Here is a 24350-nt window from a genome sequence, read left to right as displayed (position 1 = left end):
CCCCATATTAAGTTCTTTTCATTTGAACTTGTTTACAATTAACACCAAATCGTTGCACTATTACTTCATCATCTGCTGATGCATAATCCTCAGCTATTGGTATGAGAAGCATAAAATCATTTTCGCCATCCCGGCTAGTTACTTTAATGTCTCCTGAACTCCTAATTCCATTAATTGTAAGCCCACGACGTGAACGCTCCCAATCATTAATTTGCTTACTAGTCCAGAAGGTAAATCCTTGAGTTCTAGCAGTTGTTATTAATTGAACAATGGCCTCTCGCACTTTTGGCTGATGGTAAATATGGTATTGATGGAACAGAAAATGCGCTACACCATTTACGCGCTTCACTCCATCTAAAAATGGTTGAATGACACTAACATCTGATAATGTATTGTGATTTAGATCTTGTGTTAAAAACCCAATTTCTAAAACGTCATATAGTCTATTCTTTTCATCTGCCCAAGCAATTGGAAAATAAGGATGACATGTGCCAAATAAAAAACCAATATTTCCTTTTTTACTTGGACCTCTCGACTGATCCACTTGGATTCCATTGTTTTCACACCAAGTGTATAACTCTCCCCAGCCCTCAAAGCGTGTATAGTGATTTTTATTAGATACAGTATGGTTTGTATTTGTCGTTTTTTCTAACCAGTCTAATTGTGTTTGAAAAGCTTCCGCTGACCAAACCCCTTCATCCTGCTCTAGGGCATTGTAATGAAGGGCAATTTCATGACCATCCTTTTTTATTTGGTCATATATCGAGGAACTGTAGCCGGGTGCAATCATGCACCAGGTAGATTGAACATTTTCTGCTTTCAGCGTATCTAGTGTCATTTGAGCTGATTCATCCACATTTAAATCACTATCATGGGAAATCATCGCAACATGTTGTACATTTGATGGCCAATAGTCTAAGAAGGGAAGTGTTAAACCTTTTCCTAGCACTATTTTTAACAAATGTTCCATTATTACTTCTTTCCATAAGTCAGCATATGGGTGAGGAAAATAAGGCATACCAGTTTCTGTAAATGCACGATCTTGAACCCAATCCAGTTCAAAGCCATCCTCTGCCTTTAAAATTTCCTCATCTAAATTTGCCGTACCATCCGGGGCTGGTATTCCATCCTCTATAACAGGCTTCGTTCCCTGCTGCAAACCAACGATCGTTTGAGGAATCGGTACTGACCAGCGTTCAAGTGTTCCAGAACCATACTTTATTTGCTGTAATGCAGATACTCCCTGCCATGTTTTTGCCTCATCAGCTACAGCACCAAATTCTGTTACGTTTAAATCAGTTTCACGCTTCCAAGGCTCGGCATCTAGAAAACGTAAAGGGGTATGTTGATTTAAAAAGGCAGATAAATCTGCATAACCTTTTTGAGACGCAAGCTTGTTTGAAAAACCTAGTATCTTTCGTATAGAGTCCAATCCCCCATAAGAAACGACAGTCCCACCAGCGTGTATATATTCTAATATTTTGCTGCACGCTTCTTCACTATTTCGGATGTGACTCACAATCAACACGTCAAATGAATTATACTTATCCGTTACATCTAGTTTTTCATATGGGATTCTAAAATGATCAAGAATTTCAAAAATAAAATACTCGAAAAGGTTTTTATTCTTAGACCACTTTAACTCCGCATCCATATCATCAAAAACAACACCAATTTTGGCCATTTTCATATTTCTATCACCCTTCGAAATATATTAATATACAAGTAAATTACATGTATATAAATTTATATAATTTTCATATTTATATTATTTTTATTGATATGATGTAATTAATAGTAAAACTACTAGTATTATATGAAACACCTGTATACAACATGTATTTAAAACAATTATATGTATAATTTTCTGAAAAATCAATGTTTTATTTACTCTTTATATTTTATACTCTTTTTTAGACCAGTCCTCTCTTGCTACCTACTAATTGCTTCTTTATATACAGTTCGTAGTTATTAATCCAGAGCTTTCAGAATTATTTATTCACAAAATCGCCCCTCAGCTCATATACGGGAGGGGGTGTTAATAATCGGGAAATATCAGAATTGTTTGCTACACAGGGACCCTTTATGATTAGTTCACATTAAAATCCCCCCCTTCCGCTCTTGGGCAGAAGGGGGTGTTAGGTGATTGGCAGTATTAGAATTGTTTACTACACAGGGACATAAAAAAACACACCCTCCAGCAGAAACCTAGAGAGTGTGCGAATTGTAGTTAAATATCAGAATCGTTTGTTACACAGGGTCACTTTATGGAATACTTCCCAAAACCATCCGTACCTTCGCCAACATATTTAATGTTGCCATCTGCAGGGATTACTTTTTCTGCTTGTTTGGAAGATTCAAATACGATTGTTGCGTTTGCAGGAAGTGCCGCAAATTTCCAGTTGCCGTCAGCTGATGGATCGATCGTTTGCTCAGCAAGAATATAATCAATAATTGTTTGACGGTTTTCATCTGGATAGATTTCAATTGCTGTTGCATTACGTACTCCTGGGAATGTTCCATTTGCACGGTAGTTGTTTGTTGCTACGATAAACTCTTGTTTTAAATCGATTGGCTTACCATCGAATTGTAAATTTGTAATACGAGATGATTTATCATTTACTAGATTTCCGTCTGCATCGTATTTGGCTGGTTTCGTCACATCAATTTCATATGTTACACCATCAATTACGTCATAATTGTAAGAGCGGAAGTCTGTATTAATAAGTTGTTGATCGCCAGTTTTTGTTGCATCGATTTGGTTGAATTGACCTGCAGACATTTCTAACCATTCTTTTACGTCCGCTCCATTAACTTTAACAATTGCTACTGTGTTGTCGTATAAATATAAATCAGCTACGTTCTTAATGGCTAACTCGCCTTTTGGAACATACGTGTAATATTCAGGGTCACTTCTTGTTCCTGCTTTGAATGGTGCACCAGCAGAAAGTACTGGAAGTTTTTCATTTTCTGTACCTTTTAGTTTTGCTTTTACGTACTCAGTTTGAGCATTTGTTACGATTTGGATAGATGGATCATCTTGTACTTGTGAAAAGTAGCTATGAATGTCAGCTGTTGTTGTTCCAACTGCTTGGCGTACGTATTTAATCGTTCCTTCATGTGCTTCTTTGACAGCGTTCACTATAGTTTTGTCTACATCCGTTGAATCTTTTGCAATTGTACGTACTTCTGCTTTGGAATTCGTTACAGCCCATTCGTTGCCCTTTTTCTCTAACGTTAAGTCAATTACACCTAAATGACTACCAAATTTACCTGGCATTACAACTGGAACACCGTTGATCGTACCTTTATCGATATTTACATTCGTTAAAGAAGCATCAACTTTACCAGGGAACACTTGGTGAGCATGTCCTGTAATAATTGCATCAACGCCTTCAACCTTCGTTAGTAGATATGTTACATCTTCTTCGCCAACCTCATGCTTTGTATCTCCAAGACCTGAGTGAGAAAGAACGACAACTACGTCAGCTCCAGCTTTTTTCATTTGAGGTATAACAGCTTCTACAGCTTGCACAGAATCTTGCACTTTTACTTTTCCTTCTAGATGAGATTTATCCCATTTCAGGATTTGTGGAGGAACAATTCCAGTTACTCCAACTTTGATCGTTGATTTGTCACCTTCTGCATCAACCACCTCTTGGTCAATTAACACATACGGTTTATATAATAATTTACCAGTTGCTGCGTCTTGAACATTCGCATTCACATAAGGGAAGTTTGCATCATCCATTACTTCATCTAAATAATCAAGACCGTAGTTAAATTCATGGTTACCAAAAGTTGCTCCGTCATAACCCAACAATTCCATTGCAGTTACAGATGGATGCTCTTCCCCATCTACTAATTTATCTATAGCTTGCTTGTATGAACCTAGTGGAGTTCCTTGAATAGCATCGCCGTTATCGAATAATAAAGAGTTGCTATTTTCAGTACGCGCTGTTTTAATAAGTGTTGCAGTTTTTGCAAGACCTAAACTATTAGACTCTGTATCTTTGTAGTAATCATAGTTCACAATATTCGTATGAATATCAGATGTACCTAAAATACGTAATGACACTGCATCTTTAGAGCCTGAATCCACTTCTGCTCCTGATGCTTTAATAACAGCTTCTAATTTTTTCAATAAGTCTTCTACCATTGGATACGAACTAGCGGTTGGAAGTTTATCTAGTAAAGGTGCTATCGTATCGATTACCTTTTTAGCTTCGGTTTTATTGCCAGCTGCTAATAACTTTTCAGCTTGAACAACCTTCATATAAACAGTGACAGGAACCATCAACTGATCTCGTTTCGTATTTGCTGGTTCTTTATATTGGTCTAACAATAAATCTCTCGCAGCTTTACCACTAAAACGATAGAGAATTGTTGTACGACTCTTCAACTGAACAGATAGTTTATGATATAAAGTCTCAACCTTCGCCCAATCCTTTGCAGATTCAGCTTTTTTAATGTCATTCATAATAGGAGTTAAGTATTTGTCTGCATAGTTATAAGCATCGATATAAGGAATGATTCCTTTTGTAACACGTTCATTATAAAGAGCGTTTAAATCTTTTAGTAAAACGGCTTTATTTTTAGCATTAGACTTCGTAATAGCAGCCTTTGCTTTCACATAATTATCTTTTGCTTTATTAAGTGCCGGATACAACTCTTTGCTTGTAGCAAGCTTGCCACTTTGGGCAGGAACTACATATGCATAAGCTGCATTCTTCATATCTTTTCTCGCTTGATCCACAACATCCTGCATTGAACTACTCGCAAAACTTACATTCGAACTTGCCAATAAAGATGTTGCTAATGCTGCAGCTACTACAGATTTTTTGAACGTATTCTTCTTCATCCTGTCACTCCCGTTTAATAGATTGTATTCTCCCAGCTTAATTTTCATAAGCCCCTTCCTTAAAGATAATGGAAAAAACAGCCTATTACAACAAGAATATTGTAATAATTTCGTAAATAATGACAAGTACAATGGACACACTTAAAATCCCTTCCATTATTAAATGGAACGAGATTTGTAAAAATCTTTATATAGTTCATATAAGAGAGCTGTCAAAGAAAAACTGGGTAAATAGACGCCCGATCCTTATATTTCAAAACTTGTATCTAACGTTTTCGAAGTACTCTGGAAAGACTCGTCCTTTAGGTCTTTTCTTGGTAATCTTATGGCATTTATTTGTCCTTCTCCCTACTACAACTTTAAGAAACAGGTTAGTGCATTTTACTCAGAGTTCTCAGGAAATTTTTATATAATTTCCTATCACTCAAAAAAAGCATCTGAAAAGTATCTTCAGACGCCACACGATTAAATATTTAGTTAGGAGACAATATTTTTGTACACTTCAATGCCAATTAACTAGCTTCAAGTTACATAAACAAAAGAAACCTTATACAATATGTTCCCTATGTACCTATTTTTTTCGATGGTACATACCATATATATTTAACGAGGTGTGTAGTCTTTGATGTTGTTTTAACAATACATGCTTGGAAGCATTTACAGTGACAGAGATTCCATTAAGAAAATGGATGACTGACGTCCCTTTGCTTAACTCAACCACATAAAAAGGATGATTAAATATCCAAACACACTCCAGATTCCTATAGGACATCGTTGGAAAAGCACCAAAATCATTTGGCTCTATGAGCAACGGTGTCTTTACCGAATAATTCATTAACTTTTTCGTTGCTTTCAAACGTCCCTCCAATGTAGATGCATATCTATTACATGCACCTTCAAGTAAGTTCAATGTACTCTCTTCTGAATAATAAGTTCCATGTGTCGTCACGATTCGCGTTTTCGCCTTATCTTTAAAAACAGGCTCAATTATTAATGTTTGGTTATCAATCATTCCAGAACTTTTTTTAATATCTTTCACCGTATATCCCCCTTTTTTGTCCCCTCCCTGTAAGTACATCCTATCAAATTACAATATAACATACTAGTCTAAATTTACTAAATATATGCAATATTTTAAAAATAATTCCTAATTACCCCTTCTAGTAAAGTGTTATTTAGAATTTGGTCCTATATTAGAAAAACATTTTCTATCCGTTTGGTATAAAGTAACTGAAAAAATTACCGAGAAGTGTCGAACATCACTCTCCAGGTAAAAACTTTAAATCCTATTTTTCAATACTTACTCTCAATTTGGCAAGCATTCTTTCTCGTCTCTTTTTAATGCCTGGTATTGTTATGCCAGCTCTCGTTGCAGCCTGTTGTAGCGAGATCCCTTCCACGAATATCCACATCAATAGCTCTCTCTCTTTTGCATACAATGATTCAATTGCTATTCCCAAATCCTCCCGAAATAAGCTTGTTTCAAAAGATTGTTCAAGTAAAAATGCCAATTTTTCATCCTCCACAGGGTCGACTTGCTCTTCCTGGCGTTTTTCTCGTTTTAATTCATCCAGCATTCCACCGTAAATCGAGCGGTACGCATAAGGTGCAAAATCTCCCCTTTCCACATCGAACCTCACCCATGCCTTCCATAAAGCAATTCTACCTGCCTGTCTATATAACTCGTGATTTTTATATATGCTTAGCTTCCGAATGCAAGCAGAAATCATCGGCTCAAATTGCTCCAATACATATTCAAATTCCATCAACGCTATGTTCCTTTTTGAGTCATGCACGATTCGTTTATTCCTAGGTAGCCTAAGAATAATTAACTTCTTATGCAAAATCTAATGACTATTTAAAAGATTGTAGCGGTGTAAACGTTATACTTTAGTCTATGGAACGGTATGTATTGTGAGGAAGAACAGTTAAAACTGATACAAAGTTTTAAGGATGTCTGGTTCCAGTCTAATTTTGAATTTTTTTAAGAACACGATATATATTTACCTACTATACTTAGTAAAAAAGAGAACTATTAGTGTTTATAATAAACTCCCAATAGTTCTCTTTATAATGCTTGCAAACAAGGGTATGGCTTTTCGACATATAATAGGTAACAGTCTATTAGTTTGAAATTAACAACATTTTACTGTAAAATTAGTATATTGGAATTCTTTCTACTGGTTAATTTGTAAAGACTTAACCTTAGCAGAAACGGATTCTTTTTTTTCGCTATTTTATAAAAAAATCATAAGCATATATTTTTTCATTTATCAATTCATTAAAAATTTGACCCAATTAAATTAGGGTATATATAATATAAACTTTTTAGGAGGAGAACATGGATACAACGGAACCATACTACATTACAGAGTCTAAGTTAGCATGCATAAATGCCGGAATGGATCCGAATGAGATATCGAGACCGAAGAGGTTTTTAGATGAAGAGCAGTTTGCAGCAAAGAGAAAATTTTATAGTGAAATACTATCAGTTGTACGTTTTTTCTCAAATAAGTTACTAGATTCCTTAAAAGGCACCCCCATACTTGTTGTAGTGTCAGATGCCACCGGTTACCTTTTGGAAATCGAAGGGGATGAAACCATCAAGTCTACCATTGAACAATTCGGAATCAAACCAGGTAGCCTGTTCGTTCAAGAAGATACAGGTACAAATGTTGTAAGTTTATCATTGCAGCAAAGACACCCAATTAGCTTGATTGGTGAACAACATTATCATACATTTCTTCATGAGATTGCTTGTTATGGAACAGCATTTCACTATACGGATGACAATAACTTGCTCGGTAGTGTGTCTATCATGATGCCTATCCAATTTCAAAATACCCTTTTCTTAACGATGTTAGCTCAGGTGATTGATTCAATTGAAAGGGAACTATTATTAAGAAAACAAAATAAGAAGCTTAACATTATGAATCAGATTATGTTAAGTAGAACAAGAAATGGCATTGTTATTACGGATGAGAAAGGAATCACGACCGAGTTTAATAGTTTCGCCGAACAAATTTCGAATAACAGCAGAGAAGATGTTGTGGGTAGAAATATTCGTGAATCTCATTTAACGGGAGAATATTTTAAAAAGGTACTGGAACAAGGGGAAATAGTTAAAAATGAGGAAATAAAGTTTAAAGGTGACACAGGTGACCTCATTGTTTGTCTCTTTGACGCACAGCCAATTTATGAAGAAGACAAAATGATTGGTGCCTTTGGTCAGTTCAGAGACATCACTGATCGCTACTTGCTACAGGAAAAATATAATTATTTGGCTTATCATGATGATTTAACGAATCTATCGAACAGAAGACATATAAAAAAAGAGTTAGAGGCCATTATCCAGCAAATATACGATGGTCAGCAACGTACCTTAGCTGTTTTATTCATAGATTTGGATCGCTTTAAAATCATTAATGATAACTTTAGTCATTCTTATGGAGATAAATTCTTAATCGAGGTAAGCAAACGTTTAGGTGGTTCTCTCGGTGAGAACGATATACTTGCTCGAATGGGTGGCGATGAATTTGTCTTTCTACTGAAGGATTTTGTTGATATTGATTATGTCATGAAAAAAGCAGAAGAGATAATTCAACTGTTTCAGCAACCTTTTTATGTTAGTGGAAAAGAGTTACATACAACAGCTAGTATTGGGGTGGCAATTTATCCCGACTCTCCAATTTCAATGGAACAACTCATGGTCTACGCTGATAATGCGATGTATCAAGCAAAATCAGAGGGTAAAAATCGCTACGTCGTTCATTCATCAGAATTATTGGATGTAATGATGGACGAATATATGCTAGAGGTCGATTTAAGAAGAGCATTGGATAATGATGAATTTGTACTACATTATCAGCCCCAAATTAATAACGATACTGGTAAATTAGTTGGTTTTGAGGCATTGATACGCTGGCAGCACCCTACGCTAGGTCTAATACCTCCAGGAAAGTTTATAAAACTGGCAGAAGAAAATGGATTAATAACCCAAATTGGTGAGTGGGTCATCAATGAGGCCTGTTCTCAAAACAAAAAATGGCAAGATAATGGTATGACTCCAGTAAAAATGTCCGTTAATCTTTCCACACAACAATTTCTTACAAGAGATCTTTTAGCATTTATGGAAGAAATGTTGGAACGTACAGCCATTGATCCAGCTTATGTTGTCGTTGAAATTACCGAGTATATGGCAATGGAATACGAATACTCCATTCAAGTACTAGAACAGCTAAAAGCACTTGGTATTGGTATCAGTATTGATGATTTTGGAACAGGATATAGCTCGCTCAATTATCTTAAAAATTTCCCGATTGACTATATTAAGATTGACAAATCCTTCGTAAGTGAAATTATGAACAATGAGAAGGATTCAATCATTGTAAATGCAATCATTACATTAGCTCACAACCTTCGTAAGGAGGTAATTGCAGAAGGAGTGGAAACACAGGAACAGCTTGATTTCCTAAAAAGTCATCATTGTGATATTTCACAGGGTTATTACTTTAGTAAACCACTTCCTGCATATGAAATTGAGAAAATTTATCTAGAACAACATTGATCATAGGAGAGATGACAGCATGCAGACGACTTCTGCCGTATTAGTAGCGAATTTTAAACACTGGGGAATTCATCATATTTTTGGCATTCCGGGAAAGGCAGTATCACCTATATTATTCGAGATATTACACCATGATTTAGAATTTGTATTAAGTAAACATGAAGCAGCAGCAGGTTTTGAAGCTACCGGTTATGCCCTAATGAATCAGAAAATCGGGGTCGCAGTTGGTACTTCTGGACCTGGTGGTACTAACCTGATCACTGCAGCCGGTCAAGCAAAGGCCTCTAATCTACCACTATTAATTATCACAGGACATCCCTCGATGAAAGATACTGGTAAAGCAATGGGTCAGGACTCCAGTCTATTCGGAGCTGATCTTGTAGATATGTTCAGATCTGTTACAAAGTTTAGTGCAAGAGTAGAACGAGGCGATATGCTACAACCATTTCTTCAGCATGCGCTAGAAAAAGCTATGTCCGGTGTAAAAGGACCTGTGCATCTGTCTATTCCATTTGATATTTTGTTGGAACAGATTGAACCATTCCAACTAGATTTACCATTGTCTTATGAAATGATATCTCCTATAACAAACGAAGTAATCGATAGATTAAATCTGGCAAAACGTCCCCTTCTATTCTTAGGAAAAGGTGTTCATTCAAGTAAAGCCTATGATGAAGTACAGCATCTCGCGGAACATTGGAACATCCCTGTCATTACAACTCCAGGAGGAAAGGGAGTATTTCCTTCCAATCATATGCTTTCATTAGGTTCATTCGGATTGGGTGGTACAGACGAAGCAACCGCATACTTTCAGGAGAATGTTGACCTACTACTTGTAATTGGTTCAAGATTAAGTGATATGTCCATTGCCGGATTATCTGAAGGGATGTATCCCGAGCACATCATACACTTCGACTATGATCCAACGTTTATCGGGAAATCGATTCCAGTTCCAACTACTCCAGTTCTTGGTGATATAAAAGGGAATCTGAAAGTTATATTAAAGGATATACCTAAAACAGATAGTTCAGCATTTTTAGCGCCAATCGAGGTGATCCCACTTCAGGATAATAATCCAGGCGAGCGAATCTCTGCAGTCCAAGTATTAAGGGCAATGCGTTACGCACTTCCAGAGGATGCGATTATTTTCGGAGATGATGGCAGCCACTCTTTTTACGGGATTAAGTACTTTGACATTTATAAACCCGGAACTTTCTTTTTTGATGATATTTTTGGTGCGATGGGTAATGGTATTGGCTATTCCATAGGTGCTAAGCTAGCAGCCCCAGAAGAAACAATTGTGTGTTTAGTTGGGGATGGATGCATGTTTATGCATGGTACGGAGCTTTCTACGGCATATAATTATAACTCCCCAGTCCTATTTATTGTTTTGAATAATGGACGATTGGATATGGTGGAAAAAGGAATGCAAAAAATGATTGGCTCATCTATTGGCGGTGTGTATGAAACTCCGCTCAATGTTACTAAATTTGCTGAGTCTATGGGATTAGAAGCATTTACATGTTATAACTCTACTGAATTAACCGATAGTATAAAAGAAGCGTTACATAAGATAGATGTAACGAACAAACCGATAGTGATTGAAGTATTAGTAGATGAACATGAAATTCCACCAACTATGGGGAGGCAATAATATGGAAAATAACAAGCGTTACGAGGCCGGTTTAGATGCAATGGAAGAATTATTTTCACAAGATGTCCGAAATGGTATGGAAGGAATCAAAAATATATCACCTGACCTTTGGGAGATGATTGTGTCCTTTGGCTTTGGAGATCTCTACTCTAGAAATACGCTTTCCTACTCACAAAGAGAAATCATTACACTCACAACTCTTATCACCCAGGGTGCATTCGATCAGCTCAGAGTTCACTTGCAAGCAGCATTAAATGTAGGTCTGTCAAAAGAAGAAATTATTGAGATTATCATTCACTGTGCCGGATATGTTGGTTTTCCAAAAGCTGTTCATGCAATGGGAATTGCTGGGGAGATTTTCGAAGGGGCATAGGAGTAAACTGTCCCTGTGTAAGACACAATTAGCATTATTCAATTCGTTGCGCAGGGATTTTGCTTCACTTACATCAATAAGTACTATTAAATACATATTCAAAATGCCATAGTGCTAACCTCCCTGTTCTCTATCACATCAATTTAGTTTGATATGAGCCAGACACATAACACACAGAATTGTAGTCTATTATCAGAATAGTGTAGAATTGTTTCTTACACAGGGACAAATAATAACTCCACCCAAGATTATTTACTTGAGTGGAGTTATTTTTAAATCTTTGAGCTTTTTGAACTTTAACTTTTTTATAATGTCTATGCTAATCTTATTTAATACTGAATTGAAGTCAATTATCAGAATAGTGTAGAATTGTTTCCTACACAGGGACACATTGTACCCACTCTTTGGTTTCATTTTGAAGTCCAACCCAATCGTTTTCCTCAATGAACTTTTTCTTCACGAGAGAACTTCCAGCTCCAACTGCATCTGCTCCGACTTCAAAATAGCTTTTTACAGTCGATAAGTCTATCCCACCAGTACACATAACTGGTATGTGACTAAGGGGACCTTTCACATCTTTGATAAACTGAGGTCCTAACACAGAAGCTGGGAATAGTTTTACCATCTCAGCCCCTGCTTGAATCGCAGAGACCATCTCACTTGGTGTGAATACACCAGGTACAAAGAATATTCTCTGTTCTTGTGCATACTTGGCTACAGCTTCATCAAAATTCGGAGCAACGATAAACTCAGCTCCAGCTGCTAATGCTTCTTTCGCTTTTCCCACTGTTAGTACAGTTCCCGCACCTATAGAAATATCGGAACTGTATTTGGTACGTGCTGCATTTATAATATCGGCTGCTCGTTCTGTATCCATTGTAATTTCAATAGAACGTATGCCACCTTCGAGTAAGGCATTTATAATGTAATCACTTTTTTCATAAGGAATCTTCCTTAAGACGGGGATGATCGGAACCTGCGTTAATTGTTCGATTTTCATCAAATCACGTTCCTTTCAAAGATGTTTTTATACTATCTCTCAATCACATTTAATAGTCCTAACTTTGCCTGAACTTCTTCTAGATAGGGAAGCCCTTCATTATCTCCTGAAACTTGAACGACCATAGATCCTATTGTATTAGCAAATTCTAAAGTTTTTTCAATCGGCCAGTTTTGAAGCACTCCATATAAAAAACCTGCATCAAAGCCATCTCCAGCACCAACTGTATCCACTACTTTTACAACCTTCGGAGCTTTCGAGTGAAACCATTTTCCATCCAATAATACTGAAGCCCCGTTCTCCCCATCCTTCATCACGATATTTTCAAATGAGTAGTGGCTAAGTTCTTGTATAATCTCTTCCGTCTTAGTAGTCTGGAAAATCAGTTCTAGCTCTTCCTTTCCTGCCAGTAAATAGTCGACATAAGGTAAATAGGATATGATGGTTTCTCGTGCTTCTTCCTCTGTCCATAAACGAAGACGAATATTTGGATCGAAGGACACTTTAACGTCATTTTCTTTTGCTATCTGTATAGCTTTTAGAATGACATCCCGATTATTTTGATTGATGGCTGGATAAACACCTGTTACGTGCAATATTTTCGAGCTTTTTATGTAACCTACAGGAAGAAGATCAGGTGTAATCGTTTCCGTAGGTGATTTATGACGATAGTAAAAGGTCTTCCCAGTCCCAGATTCTTGTACTTCTTTAAAGTTAAGTGAAGTCGGGTAACCTTCCTCTAAAATCACTTCTCCTACATCTATCCCTTCACCTCGTACAGTATTGACGATATGTCTTCCAAATTCGTCTTTCCCTAGACGACTAATCCAACCTGTTTTCAAACCAAGACGAGCACAGCCGATAAGCACATTTAACTCCGCTCCACCAATTTTCCGTTCAAATTGATTGACGAAACGTAATGGGCCTTTTGAAACCGGATCGAAAGTGATTAGTCCATCTCCGATAGAAATAATATCCATTTACAATCTTCCTCTCCCAAAAACAATCATTATCTACCCATCCAACCGCCATCAACGACTAAGACATGACCGTTGACATAATTGGAAGCAGATGAACTTAAGAATACAGCGGCTCCAGCGATATCTTCTGGTGCTCCCCATCTACCCGCTGGAATTCGTTCCAATATAGATTTACTTCTTTCTTTATCATTGCGAAGTGCTTCTGTGTTGTTAGTTTCAATATATCCCGGAGCAATTGCATTAACTTGAATTCCTTTGGAAGCCCATTCGTTTGCAAGTGATTTGGTAAGTCCTGCAACTGCATGTTTACTCGCTGTATAGGCAGGAACATTAACTCCGCCTTGGAATGATAACAGAGACGCAATATTAATGATTTTCCCTTCACCCTTTTCTATCATTCTTCTGCCAATTTCTTGCGATAGGATAAAGATAGAATTAATGTTTACATTCATGACTCTCATCCACTCTTGCTCATCGTACTCAGCTGCTGGTTCACGATAAATAACTCCTGCATTGTTGACTAGGATATCTACATGGTGGTCAGCTAGTACAGGCTGTAGCTGTTCTCGAATTGTCTCAACTTTACTTAGGTCCATTAGGATCGTTTCATATGTACCTCCAACCTCATCGATTTTTGCTTTTGTTTCCGACAAGTTGTCCTGATGTCCGAGTAAAAGTACATGGGCACCTGCTCTAGCTAGACCTACTGAAATACCTTGCCCAATACCAGTGCGAGCACCAGTCACAAGAGCTGTCTTTCCCGTTAATGAAAAAATATTTTGATGATTAGTCATATCCATTCCAACTCCTTTATTATTATCTCCCTAACCAACCGCCATCAACGGCAATTGTGAATCCGTGTAAATAATCTGATGCATTTGATGATAAAAATACGGCTGTACCAGCGATATCCTCTGCTTTGCCCCATCGTCCTGCCGGTATGCGATCTAGTATTTGTTTATTACGAACTTCATCAGCAACGAGTGCTGTATTCATTTCGGTGTCCATATATCCTGGTGCAATGCAGTTAACATTGACGCCTAATCTTGCCCACTCATTTGCCAATGATTTAGTAAATTGCATAACCGCACCTTTACTTGCCGCATACGCTGGAACCGTTAAACCACCTTGGAAAGATAATAATGAGGCTAGGTTTATAATTTTACCTGATCCTTTTTCAATCATATGCTGTCCAACTTTTTGTGCTAGGAAGAATACTGCATTAGCATTGACATTCATAACGAAATCCCAATCCGCTTTGTCAAAGTCAACTGCTGGGGATCTACGCTGAACTCCTGCATTATTGATTAGAATATCAATTTTACCCATCTTCCCAATGATTTCTTCCACCAATTCATCAAACTTTTCTATTTGTTGAAGGTCAAATGATATTCCAATTGCTTTCACTCCAACTGCCCTAATACTCTCGAGATATTCTTCTTGGATATCCCTGGCAATGACAACGATATTTGCACCAGCATGTGCAAGACCTAAAGAAATTGCTTTTCCTATTCCTTTATTTCCTCCAGTTACCACTGCTACTTTTCCTGATAAATCAAATAATGGATTCGTTGTTCTCATCTCCTACATGATCAAATTGATAAAGTACTTTAATCGCTTCAGAAGGTGTCACCAGTAAATCGAAGCCTTCTTTTGCTTTCTCTGGTGGAAACACATGTGTTATCAATTGTTCGAAGTCTAAATTATTCACTAGAATCTGCATCGCAAGGTCAACATCTGTAGGTGTATAGACGCGAACAAACCGAACAGTCAGCTCTTTGAACATCCCTTGAAGCAATTGAAATTCTGCTGGTTTTTTATAAGCCGCAACAATAACAATCTTTCCTTTTACTTTTACTATATCGGTCACTAAATCCAGTACGCTTGGATGTCCTGCACAATCGAATACTATATCTGCACCTAAATTAGACGTAAGTGCTCTCACTTCTCTTTGAATATCATTCTTGATTGGATTAAGTGTATGAAAACCTAACTCTTTTGCCATCTTCAGACGGTCATCGTTTGTTTCAATAACTGTAACTTGTGAAGCTCCGTAATGACGTAACGTCAACGCAACACAAAGTCCAATCGTACCTGCTCCAAAAACCACTGCACGGTCTCCCGCTTGATAACCACCTTGTCGAATCGCATGTACAGCAACTGAAATTGGTTCAACCAATGCTCCAGTTTTTAAAGAAACTTCTTTCGGTAATGGCACAATACAATGATTAGGCACAGCTACATACTCAGCCATTCCACCATCTGAATCTATTCCTACCAATTTTAAGTCTTCACAAACGTGAGGATTTCCTGTATTACAAGGATGACATTTTCCACATGACAACAATGGATTGACCGTCACTTTTTCTCCAACTCCAATTGTCGGGTGCTCACTAACGATGGTTCCTGAGAATTCATGCCCCATTATTAATGGTGATTTTGCACGTGGATGGGTTCCCGCAAATATATTTAGATCGGTTCCACAAATCCCCACGTGGGAAGTTTTTATCAGTGAATAATTTTCCTTTAAATCTGGTTTGGGTACTTCCCTAAAAGAGACATCATTAGGTCCCGTATAGACAATAGCTTTCAAATTACTTCCCCCACTTCGTTAGTAAACATAAATCGGCCATACCGATAACGAATTATCGAAATGACCGATTTACCTTGACTAATGATTTATCATTATCGGCCTTACTTCACTAATCCAAAAAGCTCAGGGATAAATAGTGAAATAGAAGGAATGTATGTAACAATTATCAATATAGCAACTGTTACTACAAAGAACGGTATCAATGGTTTAATGATACTTTCTATCTTCAAGTTTGCGACCTTAGCTCCAACAAATAACACTGGCCCTACTGGTGGTGTGATAGTTCCAATGGACAAGTTAAATATAAGCATAATTCCAAAATGAACTGGATCCACACCAAAGCTCACAGCAATCGGTAAAAAGATAGGTGTGAAAATTAATACAGCTGGAGTTGGATCCATAAACGTCCCAACAATTAACAAGACTAAGTTCATAATCAATAGAATAATATAAATGTTGTCTGTCAAAGCTAGTAATGTATCAGCTATTATGCCAGGTATATTGGTAAAAGCCATAACCCATGACATGATGGAAGATACACCGATTAAAAAGATTACAATCGATGTTGTTCGAGTAGAATCTAACAGAATCCTCGGTAAATCCTTTACCTTAATTGTCTTATAGACAAAGGAAAGTAATAACGAATACACAACTGCGATTGCAGAACCTTCTGTTGCAGTGAAGACACCATAAATAATTCCACCGATTACGATAATAATTAAGAACAAACTTGGAATTGCATCCAGAAATACACGCAATGCTACACGTAATGACACTCTTTCATCACTTTTATAGCCACGTTTTTTAGCCATAAAGTAAGCAACAATCATGCAACCAAGACCCCACATGATTCCTGGAATATATCCAGCCATAAATAATGCAGCTATTGATGTACCTCCACTTACCAAGGAGTAAACAATTAACGTATTACTAGGTGGGATAAGCATACCAGTTGGTGCAGATGCGATGTTTACTGCTGCATTGAAGTTTCTGTCATATCCTTCTTTTGCTTGCAAAGGGCCCATCGTACTACCTACAGCAGCTGCAGCTGCAACTGCTGAACCACTGATTGATCCAAACATCATATTGGCTACAATATTCGTATGCGCTAGAGAGCCAGGTAATCTACCACTTAATACTTTCGCACAATTTATTAGTCTTAACGCTATACCGCCGTTGTTCATGATGACACCAGCCAGTACAAAGAATGGTATTGCTAGTAACGTAAATGAATTGGTACCAGCAAACATTCGTTGCGCTGATGTCAAAAGAGAGTTGTCAAAATCCATAATAGAAATCATCGCTAAGACAGAAGCAATCCCCAAACTTACAGCAATTGGAGCACCGATGATCAATAAAAATGCTACACAGATCAATAGAATAAGCGCGGCTTGCAAAGCTACATCCATTTTACATTCCTCCTTGCAAGTCGCTCTTAGCTTTTGGTGTTGTTGACAGATCAATATCTTCTAAAGATTTTTTCTTTGTTACAATCAAGTAAATACTATTTATACAATAGTAAACAATAAATATTCCGCTTAAAGGAATGGCTGCATATAAATAGCCAACGGGAACATGTAGCGTAGCATTCATTTGATTCCAAGCAAGGCTAGTCGCACTATATCCGCCCATAATAAGAACTAATACAGCAAATACAATTACTACTAACTCGATAAATACTTCCACTCCCATTCTCATCTTGTCTGGAAACTTTTCACGGACAAAATCGATTGCCATATGACCATTTTCTCCAAAGACAAATGCAGAACCAAACAAAGTTAGCCATACAAAACAATATTTCGCCAATTCCTCTGAGAAAACACTTGGGCTATTAAATACAAATCGGGTCACGACTTGCCATGTGACAAGTAACACTAGAAAACTAAATAGTGCTATACAAACAACCGCTAATATTTTGTCTAAAACTTTTTTTACTGTATTCATAAAATCACTCCGACCTATTTAGCAGCTTCTCTTACTTTGTCGTAAAGAGCTTTTGCACCTTCAGATGATAATTTCTCTTCTAGTAACGGTTGCACTGCATCTTGGAATACCTTGATATCTGGCTTATTGAACTCTGCACCATCTGTTTCAGCGTCCGTAATCGCTTTCTCTACTTCCGTATCCCAAAGATTAACAGCATTATCAACCGCTTTCGCAAATCCTTCTTCAAATATCTTTCTATGCTCTTCTGACATTCCTTTTAATAGATCATTATTTATTATTAAATAGTCGGGAATCATCAAATGCTGTGTATAAGAGTAGTATTTAGCAATCTCACTATGCTTTAAGTTCGCATAGATTAACTCATTGTTTTCTCCACCCTCAAGTACTCCTGATTGTAGAGCAGTATAAACTTCCCCTTGACCCATCGGTGTACCGACGCCACCCATTTTTTCCATCATTTTAATATTTGTATCACTGTCAATGATTCGTACTTTAAGTCCTTTTAAATCTTCTGGTGTTTCAATCGGCTTAACATTGTTGTATACATTACGGATACCTCCGTGGAATGCACCAACTACAGACATCCCTTGGTCTTCAACAGAACTATATAGATTCCCTATGATATCTGAATTGTTAAATACGGATAATTGATGATCTTTTGAATCGAATACGTATGGTAGGTTGAATACAACGAATTCATCGTTGAAGTTTTCCATTAAACTACCTGCTACAATGGACATCGAAATTGTTCCTGATTGAACAAGTTCAATCGTTTCGCGTTGGGCACCCAACAATTCATTAGGATACATTTTAATTTCATAGGCACCGTTTGTTTTTTCTTTTAACTCTTCACCGAACTGCTCCATTGCTTTATATTGTGGATGAGTATCTGGTTGATTGAAAGCAACCTTCAACACTTGTGTTTTCTGTGATTCACCATTTACTGCCACAGTTTCGTCTTCACTACAACCAGTTAAAAATGCCGCCATCGTGAAAGCGATTCCAAAACCTACTATAGCTTTTAATCTTTTTTTCATTCTCTACACCCCTCATTTTCAAGTTATATTATTTATTGGATAATGCACTTGTTCCCCTTGTAAAAACCTAACCGCTTCTTCAGCAACTTTTCTTTTTAACTCTTTAGCTGACTCCTCGGAATACCATCCCATATGCGGTGTGCAATATAAATTTTCATGTCTTAGCAGAGGTGAGTCCAAAGGAATCGGTTCGATCTCCGAAACATCCAGTGCAGCACCTGCTATCCATCCTTCTGTTAACGCCTTGTCTAGAGCATTTTCATTGATAATCCCACCACGAGATACATTTATTAAATAAGAAGAACGTTTCATCTTTTGTAATTCTTCTTCTCCTATTAAGTGGTACGCTGAGTCAAGTGGGCAATGGATAGACACAATATCAGATTCTTTTAATAGAGTTTCTAAATCTACAAATTGAACGAATTCAGGTGCACGGTTTATTCTTTCTTCCGTCATCTTGGGATCATAAGCTAAAACTTGACTATTTAGCGCATGCACGCGATTGGCGAAAGCAGTGCCTATTCGTCCGATCCCTATTATTCCCACCTTCTGCTCTGAATGCCGATAAACAGGAATACTCTTTTGGTAATCCCAAACTCCTTGTTTAACCAGTGAACTCATTTGAGATACTTTACGGGTTAGCGTAAGTAGACAAGCCAGCGCGTGATCTGCTACTTCTTGTGTGCCATAGTCTGGTACATTACAAACCTGCACATCGTACTTAGTAGCAGCTTGGACGTCTACATTGTTTACACCTACACCGTATCGGATGACGAGTTTTAAATTCGGACTATTTGCCAGAACATTCTCCGTAATAGGCGCGTATTGGTTGATCCAAACAGCAGCATCCTGGCATTGTTCAATCAAGTCCTGTTCCGTCTTACATTGATTCTTTTGGAACTTAATGGCATTCTTAGTTAGAATCTCTGTCTCAATTTCAATGTCGTAATGATCACAATCTGTAATAATCACAGGGTTATTAGCCACAATTCCACCTCAATTTTTATAAACTAAAAATGGTTATCTAATTTCTTTCATATCAACGAAATCCATATCGTCAAAATCCTGATTTTCCCCACACATTCCCCAAATGAATGTATAGTTGCTAGTACCGATTCCTGAATGGATAGACCAGCTTGGTGATAGAACTGCCTGTTCATTTGCCATTACAATGTGACGCGTTTCAGTAGGCTGCCCCATAAGATGAAAGACTCTCGTATCTTCTTGCATATTAAAATACAAATAGACTTCCATTCGTCTTTCATGAGTGTGACATGGCATTGTGTTCCAACCACTTCCCTCTTCCAAAACGGTCATCCCCATACTTAGTTGACAAGTTTCCAGTACGTCTGGATGGATGAATTGATAGATTGTCCGTTTATTCATCGATTTAATATCACCTAATGGTCTTGCAATAGCTTGTTCCTGGCTAACTTTTACTGTCGGATACTTTTTATGGGCAGGACATGAGTTTATGTAGAACTTAGCTGGATTGTTCGGGTCATTTGACTGAAAGATTACTTCTTTAGTCCCTCGACCAATATAAATACCTTCTTTACTATTAAGCTCCATTTTCTCTCCGTCTAACATAATAACGCCGTCTCCACCAATATTAATAACACCCATTTCACGTCTTTCTAAGAAATAAGATGCTGCAAGCTCTTTTTCAGCACTAAGTGTAAGCGCTTTCTCCTTAGGCATAGCCCCACCGTAAATAATACGATCTACATGACTGTAAGTTAGTTCAATAGAGTCTTCCAAAAATACAGATTCCATTAAAAATTGATCTCTTAGCTTATCAGTTGTATAACCTTTTACATCTTCTGGATGATGCGAGTACATTATTTTCACTTCAAACACTCCTCCAAATAATATTGTTCCACCTAGTGGAACGCTATTCCATAATTAATAATAATATACTTTCAGAATACTTACAATACATATTTTATAAAATCTAAATTTTTTATCATTTACGGTCCTGTCATTTACAAATCATTTTTAATATCTTAAGATTGAAAAGAGAACGCTGCTTCAAGTAGATATAATTTAGGGGTGCAATTCATGACAAATGTACAATCGCTAGAAAGAGCATTAATGTTATTGAACACAATATCTGAGTATCCAGATGGAATACAGATTGCTCGTCTCTCAGAAAAAGTAGGGCTATCTAAAAGTACTATTCATCGTTTACTTTCTACGCTCCTAAATTTGAATTATGTAGCTAAGGTAGAGGAAACCGATAAGTATAAATTAGGTTATCAAGTTGTTTATCTATCTCGAAATATGATAAATAATTTAGATATCATTAATATTTCTAAGATTCACCTAGAGCATCTCTCTAATAACGTAAATGAAACAGTCCATCTATGTATTGAAGATAATGGAGAAGTACTTTATGTAGATAAAATTGAAAGCAATCAGACCATACGCATGTTTTCTCGCATCGGTCACAGATCTCCTATGTATTGTACTGGGGTAGGAAAAATACTCCTGTCTGGAATGTCAGAAGATAAATACAATAAAATTGCTCAAAATACTATTTATACTTCTAAAACAGCTAAAACTATCCAATCTAAACAAGAACTAGATGAAGAAATAAAACTTGTCAAAAAACATGGCTATGCTTTAGACAATATAGAAAATGAAGAAGGAATTCGCTGTATTGCTGCGCCCATTAGGGATTTCCAAGGACGTATTATTGCAAGCTTCAGCATATCTGGACCAACCAGTAGAATGACGATGGAGCGCGTAAATGATGAACTTATTGATAAGGTTAAAGAAACAGCATTGAACATCTCCCAACAATATGGCTATCGTCCAGGAGTTTAGTTATTTCTTTAGATATAAGCACTATGATATAAATTGAAATAGAATAGCTTAACATGCAAAAAGTGGCTGAAATATGATTTCAGCCACTTTTTAATTTTTCGCTTTATAATAAAAATGAGGAAAAAAATTGTTTCCTACAGTGGCACACAAAAATAAATAGAAGTCCTTCCATCGACAATAAGATGAAAGGACTTCTATTTAATGTATTGTTTTTCAGGACACATTCTATTGTATATCTACAACTTCCAATGCTGGCGGGTCGACTGGTGTCGTAATGATTGGTTTAGGAGTTACGAGCGCTAATTTTTTCTTTGAAGGGGTTTCGTATTTTACTTTCGTTGTGTTCTTTTGAACGAAACTGCCTCCACCAACACCGTATAACCCGTTATGTTGACCTTTGTAGCTATACACCCGGTATTCATCGCCTTTTTTCAGTATACGAACAGTCGACAGTGTACCATTGCTTTCCACTTTCACGAGAGGTGTATCTGTTAGAATTGTTACTTTCCCGATTTGTCCTAACTTAAGCTCTGTTTTTCCCCACATTACTTTCGTTGCAGCTAGTGTGTCTGTAGAGAATGCCATAAAAAGTCCAAACACTAATAAAATTGATAATGCTGTTTTTGTTAGTTTTGTAATCATGAATATCTCCTCCAAATTTCGATAATTGATTTCAACTACTATTGTAATAGATATTTTATAATTATGTTATCAATTTCTAAAATAATCCAAAACGACATAGAACTTTAGTACATAAACTGGTAGTATGGTAGGGTGAAAGATTGAAATAAAGGGGGAAGTTTAATTGGTACAAAGAAACCATTCAAACAAGAATATTATCATTATTTTTCTTACGCTATTAATGATGTTGATACTACCTGCATGGGTAGCTGCCGCTCCAACTGATGAAGCTACAAACGTAAGTACTAACAAAACTTGGACTATTACTTTTAATAAGGCGGTAGATCCTACTAGCGTTAATCTCAACTCAGTTTATGTTTTGGATCAGTTTGATGTTAAAAAAAATGGTACAATTACCGTTTCACCAGATCGGAAGAGTGTAACAATTGCGCCACCCGTGGAAGGTTATAATTTTTCCAATACGTATACATTACATATTACGAATAGCATTAAAGATGAAAGTGGTAAACCACTGTCATCAAACAAACAAAAGAAATTTACCATTGAAACTCCCGGTACATATGATATTGTGAATATCGCTTCCGATGGAACAACAAGTTTTGTTAAGTCATATGATTCATACGAAAATGCTTTAACTAACTTGAAATCTAGCCAAGGAATCCAATATAAGGATTCGCTTGTTAAGATTCCAAGTGGATTGGTGGTGACTAGAGCTCACGCCTCTAATGTATTAACGAATATATATTCGGACAAACAGCTTACTAAACCAGTTACATATGTCATTTCAAATACGGAACTACCGTATATAAGTTCCACTGATACTTACGTGGAAGTTAATGTGGCCGGTAAAAACATGTTTATAAGTCAAGAAAATAGTAAATTAATTCCCCAGAATGCTTTAACAGGAAGATCCTATTATTCCGTTTCAAATAGTGAGCTAGTTCATTCGATTTATTCGACTAGTAGCAAAACCTACTCGTCTTATCAAATCGGAGCTGCTCCTGATTTCATGACAGCTGGTCAAAAATATTATAGTGTCGATGGTACACATTTTACAAACACATCGGGACAAGAAATTGGGACAAGCTATCCCTATTTCGAATACCTATCCGCACGGAGTAAAACAACCTATACAGCTGAAGAAATTGATGCGTATATAAGTGCTATGCTCCTAAAACTAGAAAGTGATTATCCAAATAATGTGCTATATCAACAAGCTTCTCAAAAAAGTAAGCTTATTGGGCTTGGTTCTTATCTTAAACAGATTGAAGAAACACAAGATATCAACGCATTATTTATGCTAGCATTGGCACAGCATGAGAGTGCCTATGGATTAAGTAATAGAGCACAACAATACAATAACTTATTTGGGTTATATGTATCCGATAACAATCCACTTGCTAAGTATTTCCCAACAGTCGAATCCAATATTGATGAATTAATTAAGGCCTTTATAAATAAAAACTATCTTCCACCAAACGCTGGTTACGCAAACGGTGCTGTTTTTGGTAATAAAGCAATTGGTATCAATATGAAATATGCATCTGATCCATACTGGGGAGCAAAGGCAGCTGGTCATATGTATCGCATCGATCAAATGATGGGCGGTAAAGATTCAATTACAAAATACAAGCTTGGAATTACGAATACATCAGGTTTAAACGTTCGAACTGGACCTGGAACGGAAAATACGGCTGCGTATAGATATACAAAAGCTGGAATGCCAATCACTATTTTAGATGATAATCTACCAGAAGCTGAGTGGATTAAAATTCTGTCTGATTCGGTGGATTATGAGGAACTATATATCCATCGTGACTATGTACAGGAAATTCCAGTTAAATAACATTGAGTCCACTCAAGTAAA

The 24350-nt window shown here is 36.9% G+C and carries 20 protein-coding genes; 5 read left to right on the top strand and 15 right to left on the bottom strand.

Translation table 11 applies throughout. From position 1 onward, the window contains the following. Positions 1-7: 7 nt before the first annotated feature. The 4 genes from MKY60_RS04130 to MKY60_RS04115 all read right to left on the bottom strand — a co-directional run bounded on the left by MKY60_RS04130 (position 8) and on the right by MKY60_RS04115 (position 6627). Complete coding sequence (locus MKY60_RS04130) at positions 8-1690, bottom strand: hypothetical protein (RefSeq protein ID WP_340928743.1); 1683 nt, start codon at positions 1688-1690, stop codon at positions 8-10. 570 nt (positions 1691-2260) lie between these two features. Then, a complete protein-coding gene (locus MKY60_RS04125; protein ID WP_340928741.1) occupies positions 2261-4909 on the bottom strand; it encodes a bifunctional 2',3'-cyclic-nucleotide 2'-phosphodiesterase/3'-nucleotidase in 2649 nt (882 codons plus the stop codon). Between the two features lie 523 nt (positions 4910-5432). After that, positions 5433-5900: a competence protein ComK gene (locus MKY60_RS04120; RefSeq protein WP_340928739.1), complete on the bottom strand. Its 468-nt coding sequence runs from the start codon at positions 5898-5900 to the stop codon at positions 5433-5435. Positions 5901-6147: 247 nt separating this feature from the next. Then, on the bottom strand, positions 6148-6627 hold the full coding sequence (locus tag MKY60_RS04115) for a sigma-70 family RNA polymerase sigma factor (protein ID WP_340879114.1): 480 nt from the start codon (positions 6625-6627) through the stop codon (positions 6148-6150). A gap of 575 nt (positions 6628-7202) precedes the next feature. Here MKY60_RS04115 and MKY60_RS04110 point away from each other — a divergent pair. From MKY60_RS04110 to MKY60_RS04100, 3 genes are read left to right on the top strand one after another with little or no spacing between them, the layout of a single operon-like run. Continuing rightward, on the top strand, positions 7203-9428 hold the full coding sequence (locus MKY60_RS04110) for an EAL domain-containing protein (RefSeq protein ID WP_340879113.1): 2226 nt from the start codon (positions 7203-7205) through the stop codon (positions 9426-9428). A gap of 19 nt (positions 9429-9447) precedes the next feature. Then, positions 9448-11082, top strand: coding sequence for a thiamine pyrophosphate-binding protein (locus MKY60_RS04105; RefSeq protein WP_340928737.1), 1635 nt, complete (start codon positions 9448-9450; stop codon positions 11080-11082). Position 11083: 1 nt separating this feature from the next. Beyond that, complete coding sequence (locus MKY60_RS04100) at positions 11084-11455, top strand: carboxymuconolactone decarboxylase family protein (protein ID WP_340879111.1); 372 nt, start codon at positions 11084-11086, stop codon at positions 11453-11455. A 376-nt stretch (positions 11456-11831) separates the two neighbouring features. On the opposite strand, the gene MKY60_RS04095 is transcribed toward MKY60_RS04100, so the two are convergent. The 10 genes from MKY60_RS04095 to kduI form a co-directional block, all read right to left on the bottom strand. Continuing rightward, positions 11832-12455, bottom strand: a complete 624-nt coding sequence (locus MKY60_RS04095) for a bifunctional 4-hydroxy-2-oxoglutarate aldolase/2-dehydro-3-deoxy-phosphogluconate aldolase (protein ID WP_340928735.1) — start codon at positions 12453-12455, stop codon at positions 11832-11834. Between the two features lie 32 nt (positions 12456-12487). Then, on the bottom strand, positions 12488-13435 hold the full coding sequence (locus MKY60_RS04090; protein WP_340928733.1) for a sugar kinase: 948 nt from the start codon (positions 13433-13435) through the stop codon (positions 12488-12490). A 29-nt stretch (positions 13436-13464) separates the two neighbouring features. After that, entirely contained in the window at positions 13465-14229 is a 765-nt protein-coding gene (gene kduD, locus MKY60_RS04085; RefSeq protein ID WP_093493955.1) for a 2-dehydro-3-deoxy-D-gluconate 5-dehydrogenase KduD, read from the bottom strand. Positions 14230-14251: 22 nt separating this feature from the next. Further along, positions 14252-15016 carry a 2-dehydro-3-deoxy-D-gluconate 5-dehydrogenase KduD gene (gene kduD, locus MKY60_RS04080; protein WP_340928731.1) on the bottom strand — a complete coding sequence of 255 codons (765 nt, stop codon included), beginning with the start codon at positions 15014-15016 and terminating at the stop codon, positions 14252-14254. Next, complete coding sequence (locus tag MKY60_RS04075) at positions 14991-16028, bottom strand: zinc-dependent alcohol dehydrogenase (protein WP_340928729.1); 1038 nt, start codon at positions 16026-16028, stop codon at positions 14991-14993. The genes kduD (MKY60_RS04080) and MKY60_RS04075 overlap by 26 nt, the downstream gene beginning before the upstream one ends. A gap of 101 nt (positions 16029-16129) precedes the next feature. Further along, a complete protein-coding gene (locus MKY60_RS04070; RefSeq protein ID WP_340928727.1) occupies positions 16130-17437 on the bottom strand; it encodes a TRAP transporter large permease in 1308 nt (435 codons plus the stop codon). A gap of 1 nt (position 17438) precedes the next feature. Then, positions 17439-17972: a TRAP transporter small permease gene (locus MKY60_RS04065; protein ID WP_340928725.1), complete on the bottom strand. Its 534-nt coding sequence runs from the start codon at positions 17970-17972 to the stop codon at positions 17439-17441. 14 nt (positions 17973-17986) lie between these two features. Continuing rightward, positions 17987-19012, bottom strand: coding sequence for a TRAP transporter substrate-binding protein (locus tag MKY60_RS04060; RefSeq protein WP_340928722.1), 1026 nt, complete (start codon positions 19010-19012; stop codon positions 17987-17989). 18 nt (positions 19013-19030) lie between these two features. Beyond that, positions 19031-19999: a C-terminal binding protein gene (locus MKY60_RS04055; RefSeq protein ID WP_340928720.1), complete on the bottom strand. Its 969-nt coding sequence runs from the start codon at positions 19997-19999 to the stop codon at positions 19031-19033. Positions 20000-20032: 33 nt separating this feature from the next. Beyond that, complete coding sequence (kduI, locus tag MKY60_RS04050; protein ID WP_090565434.1) at positions 20033-20863, bottom strand: 5-dehydro-4-deoxy-D-glucuronate isomerase; 831 nt, start codon at positions 20861-20863, stop codon at positions 20033-20035. A gap of 210 nt (positions 20864-21073) precedes the next feature. On the opposite strand from kduI, the gene MKY60_RS04045 reads away from it, so the two are divergent. Then, entirely contained in the window at positions 21074-21841 is a 768-nt protein-coding gene (locus MKY60_RS04045; RefSeq protein WP_090565435.1) for an IclR family transcriptional regulator, read from the top strand. Between the two features lie 225 nt (positions 21842-22066). Here MKY60_RS04045 and MKY60_RS04040 read toward each other — a convergent pair whose 3' ends face one another. Then, complete coding sequence (locus MKY60_RS04040) at positions 22067-22483, bottom strand: hypothetical protein (RefSeq protein WP_340928714.1); 417 nt, start codon at positions 22481-22483, stop codon at positions 22067-22069. 163 nt (positions 22484-22646) lie between these two features. On the opposite strand from MKY60_RS04040, the gene MKY60_RS04035 reads away from it, so the two are divergent. Next, a complete protein-coding gene (locus MKY60_RS04035) occupies positions 22647-24329 on the top strand; it encodes an Ig-like domain-containing protein (protein ID WP_340928712.1) in 1683 nt (560 codons plus the stop codon). Positions 24330-24350 lie beyond the last annotated feature (21 nt).

It is taken from the genome of Psychrobacillus sp. FSL K6-1415 (assembly GCF_038003185.1).
In the GTDB taxonomy this organism is placed as follows: Bacteria; Bacillota; Bacilli; order Bacillales_A; family Planococcaceae; genus Psychrobacillus; species Psychrobacillus psychrodurans.
This window is presented reverse-complemented; position numbering and strand designations above follow the sequence as displayed.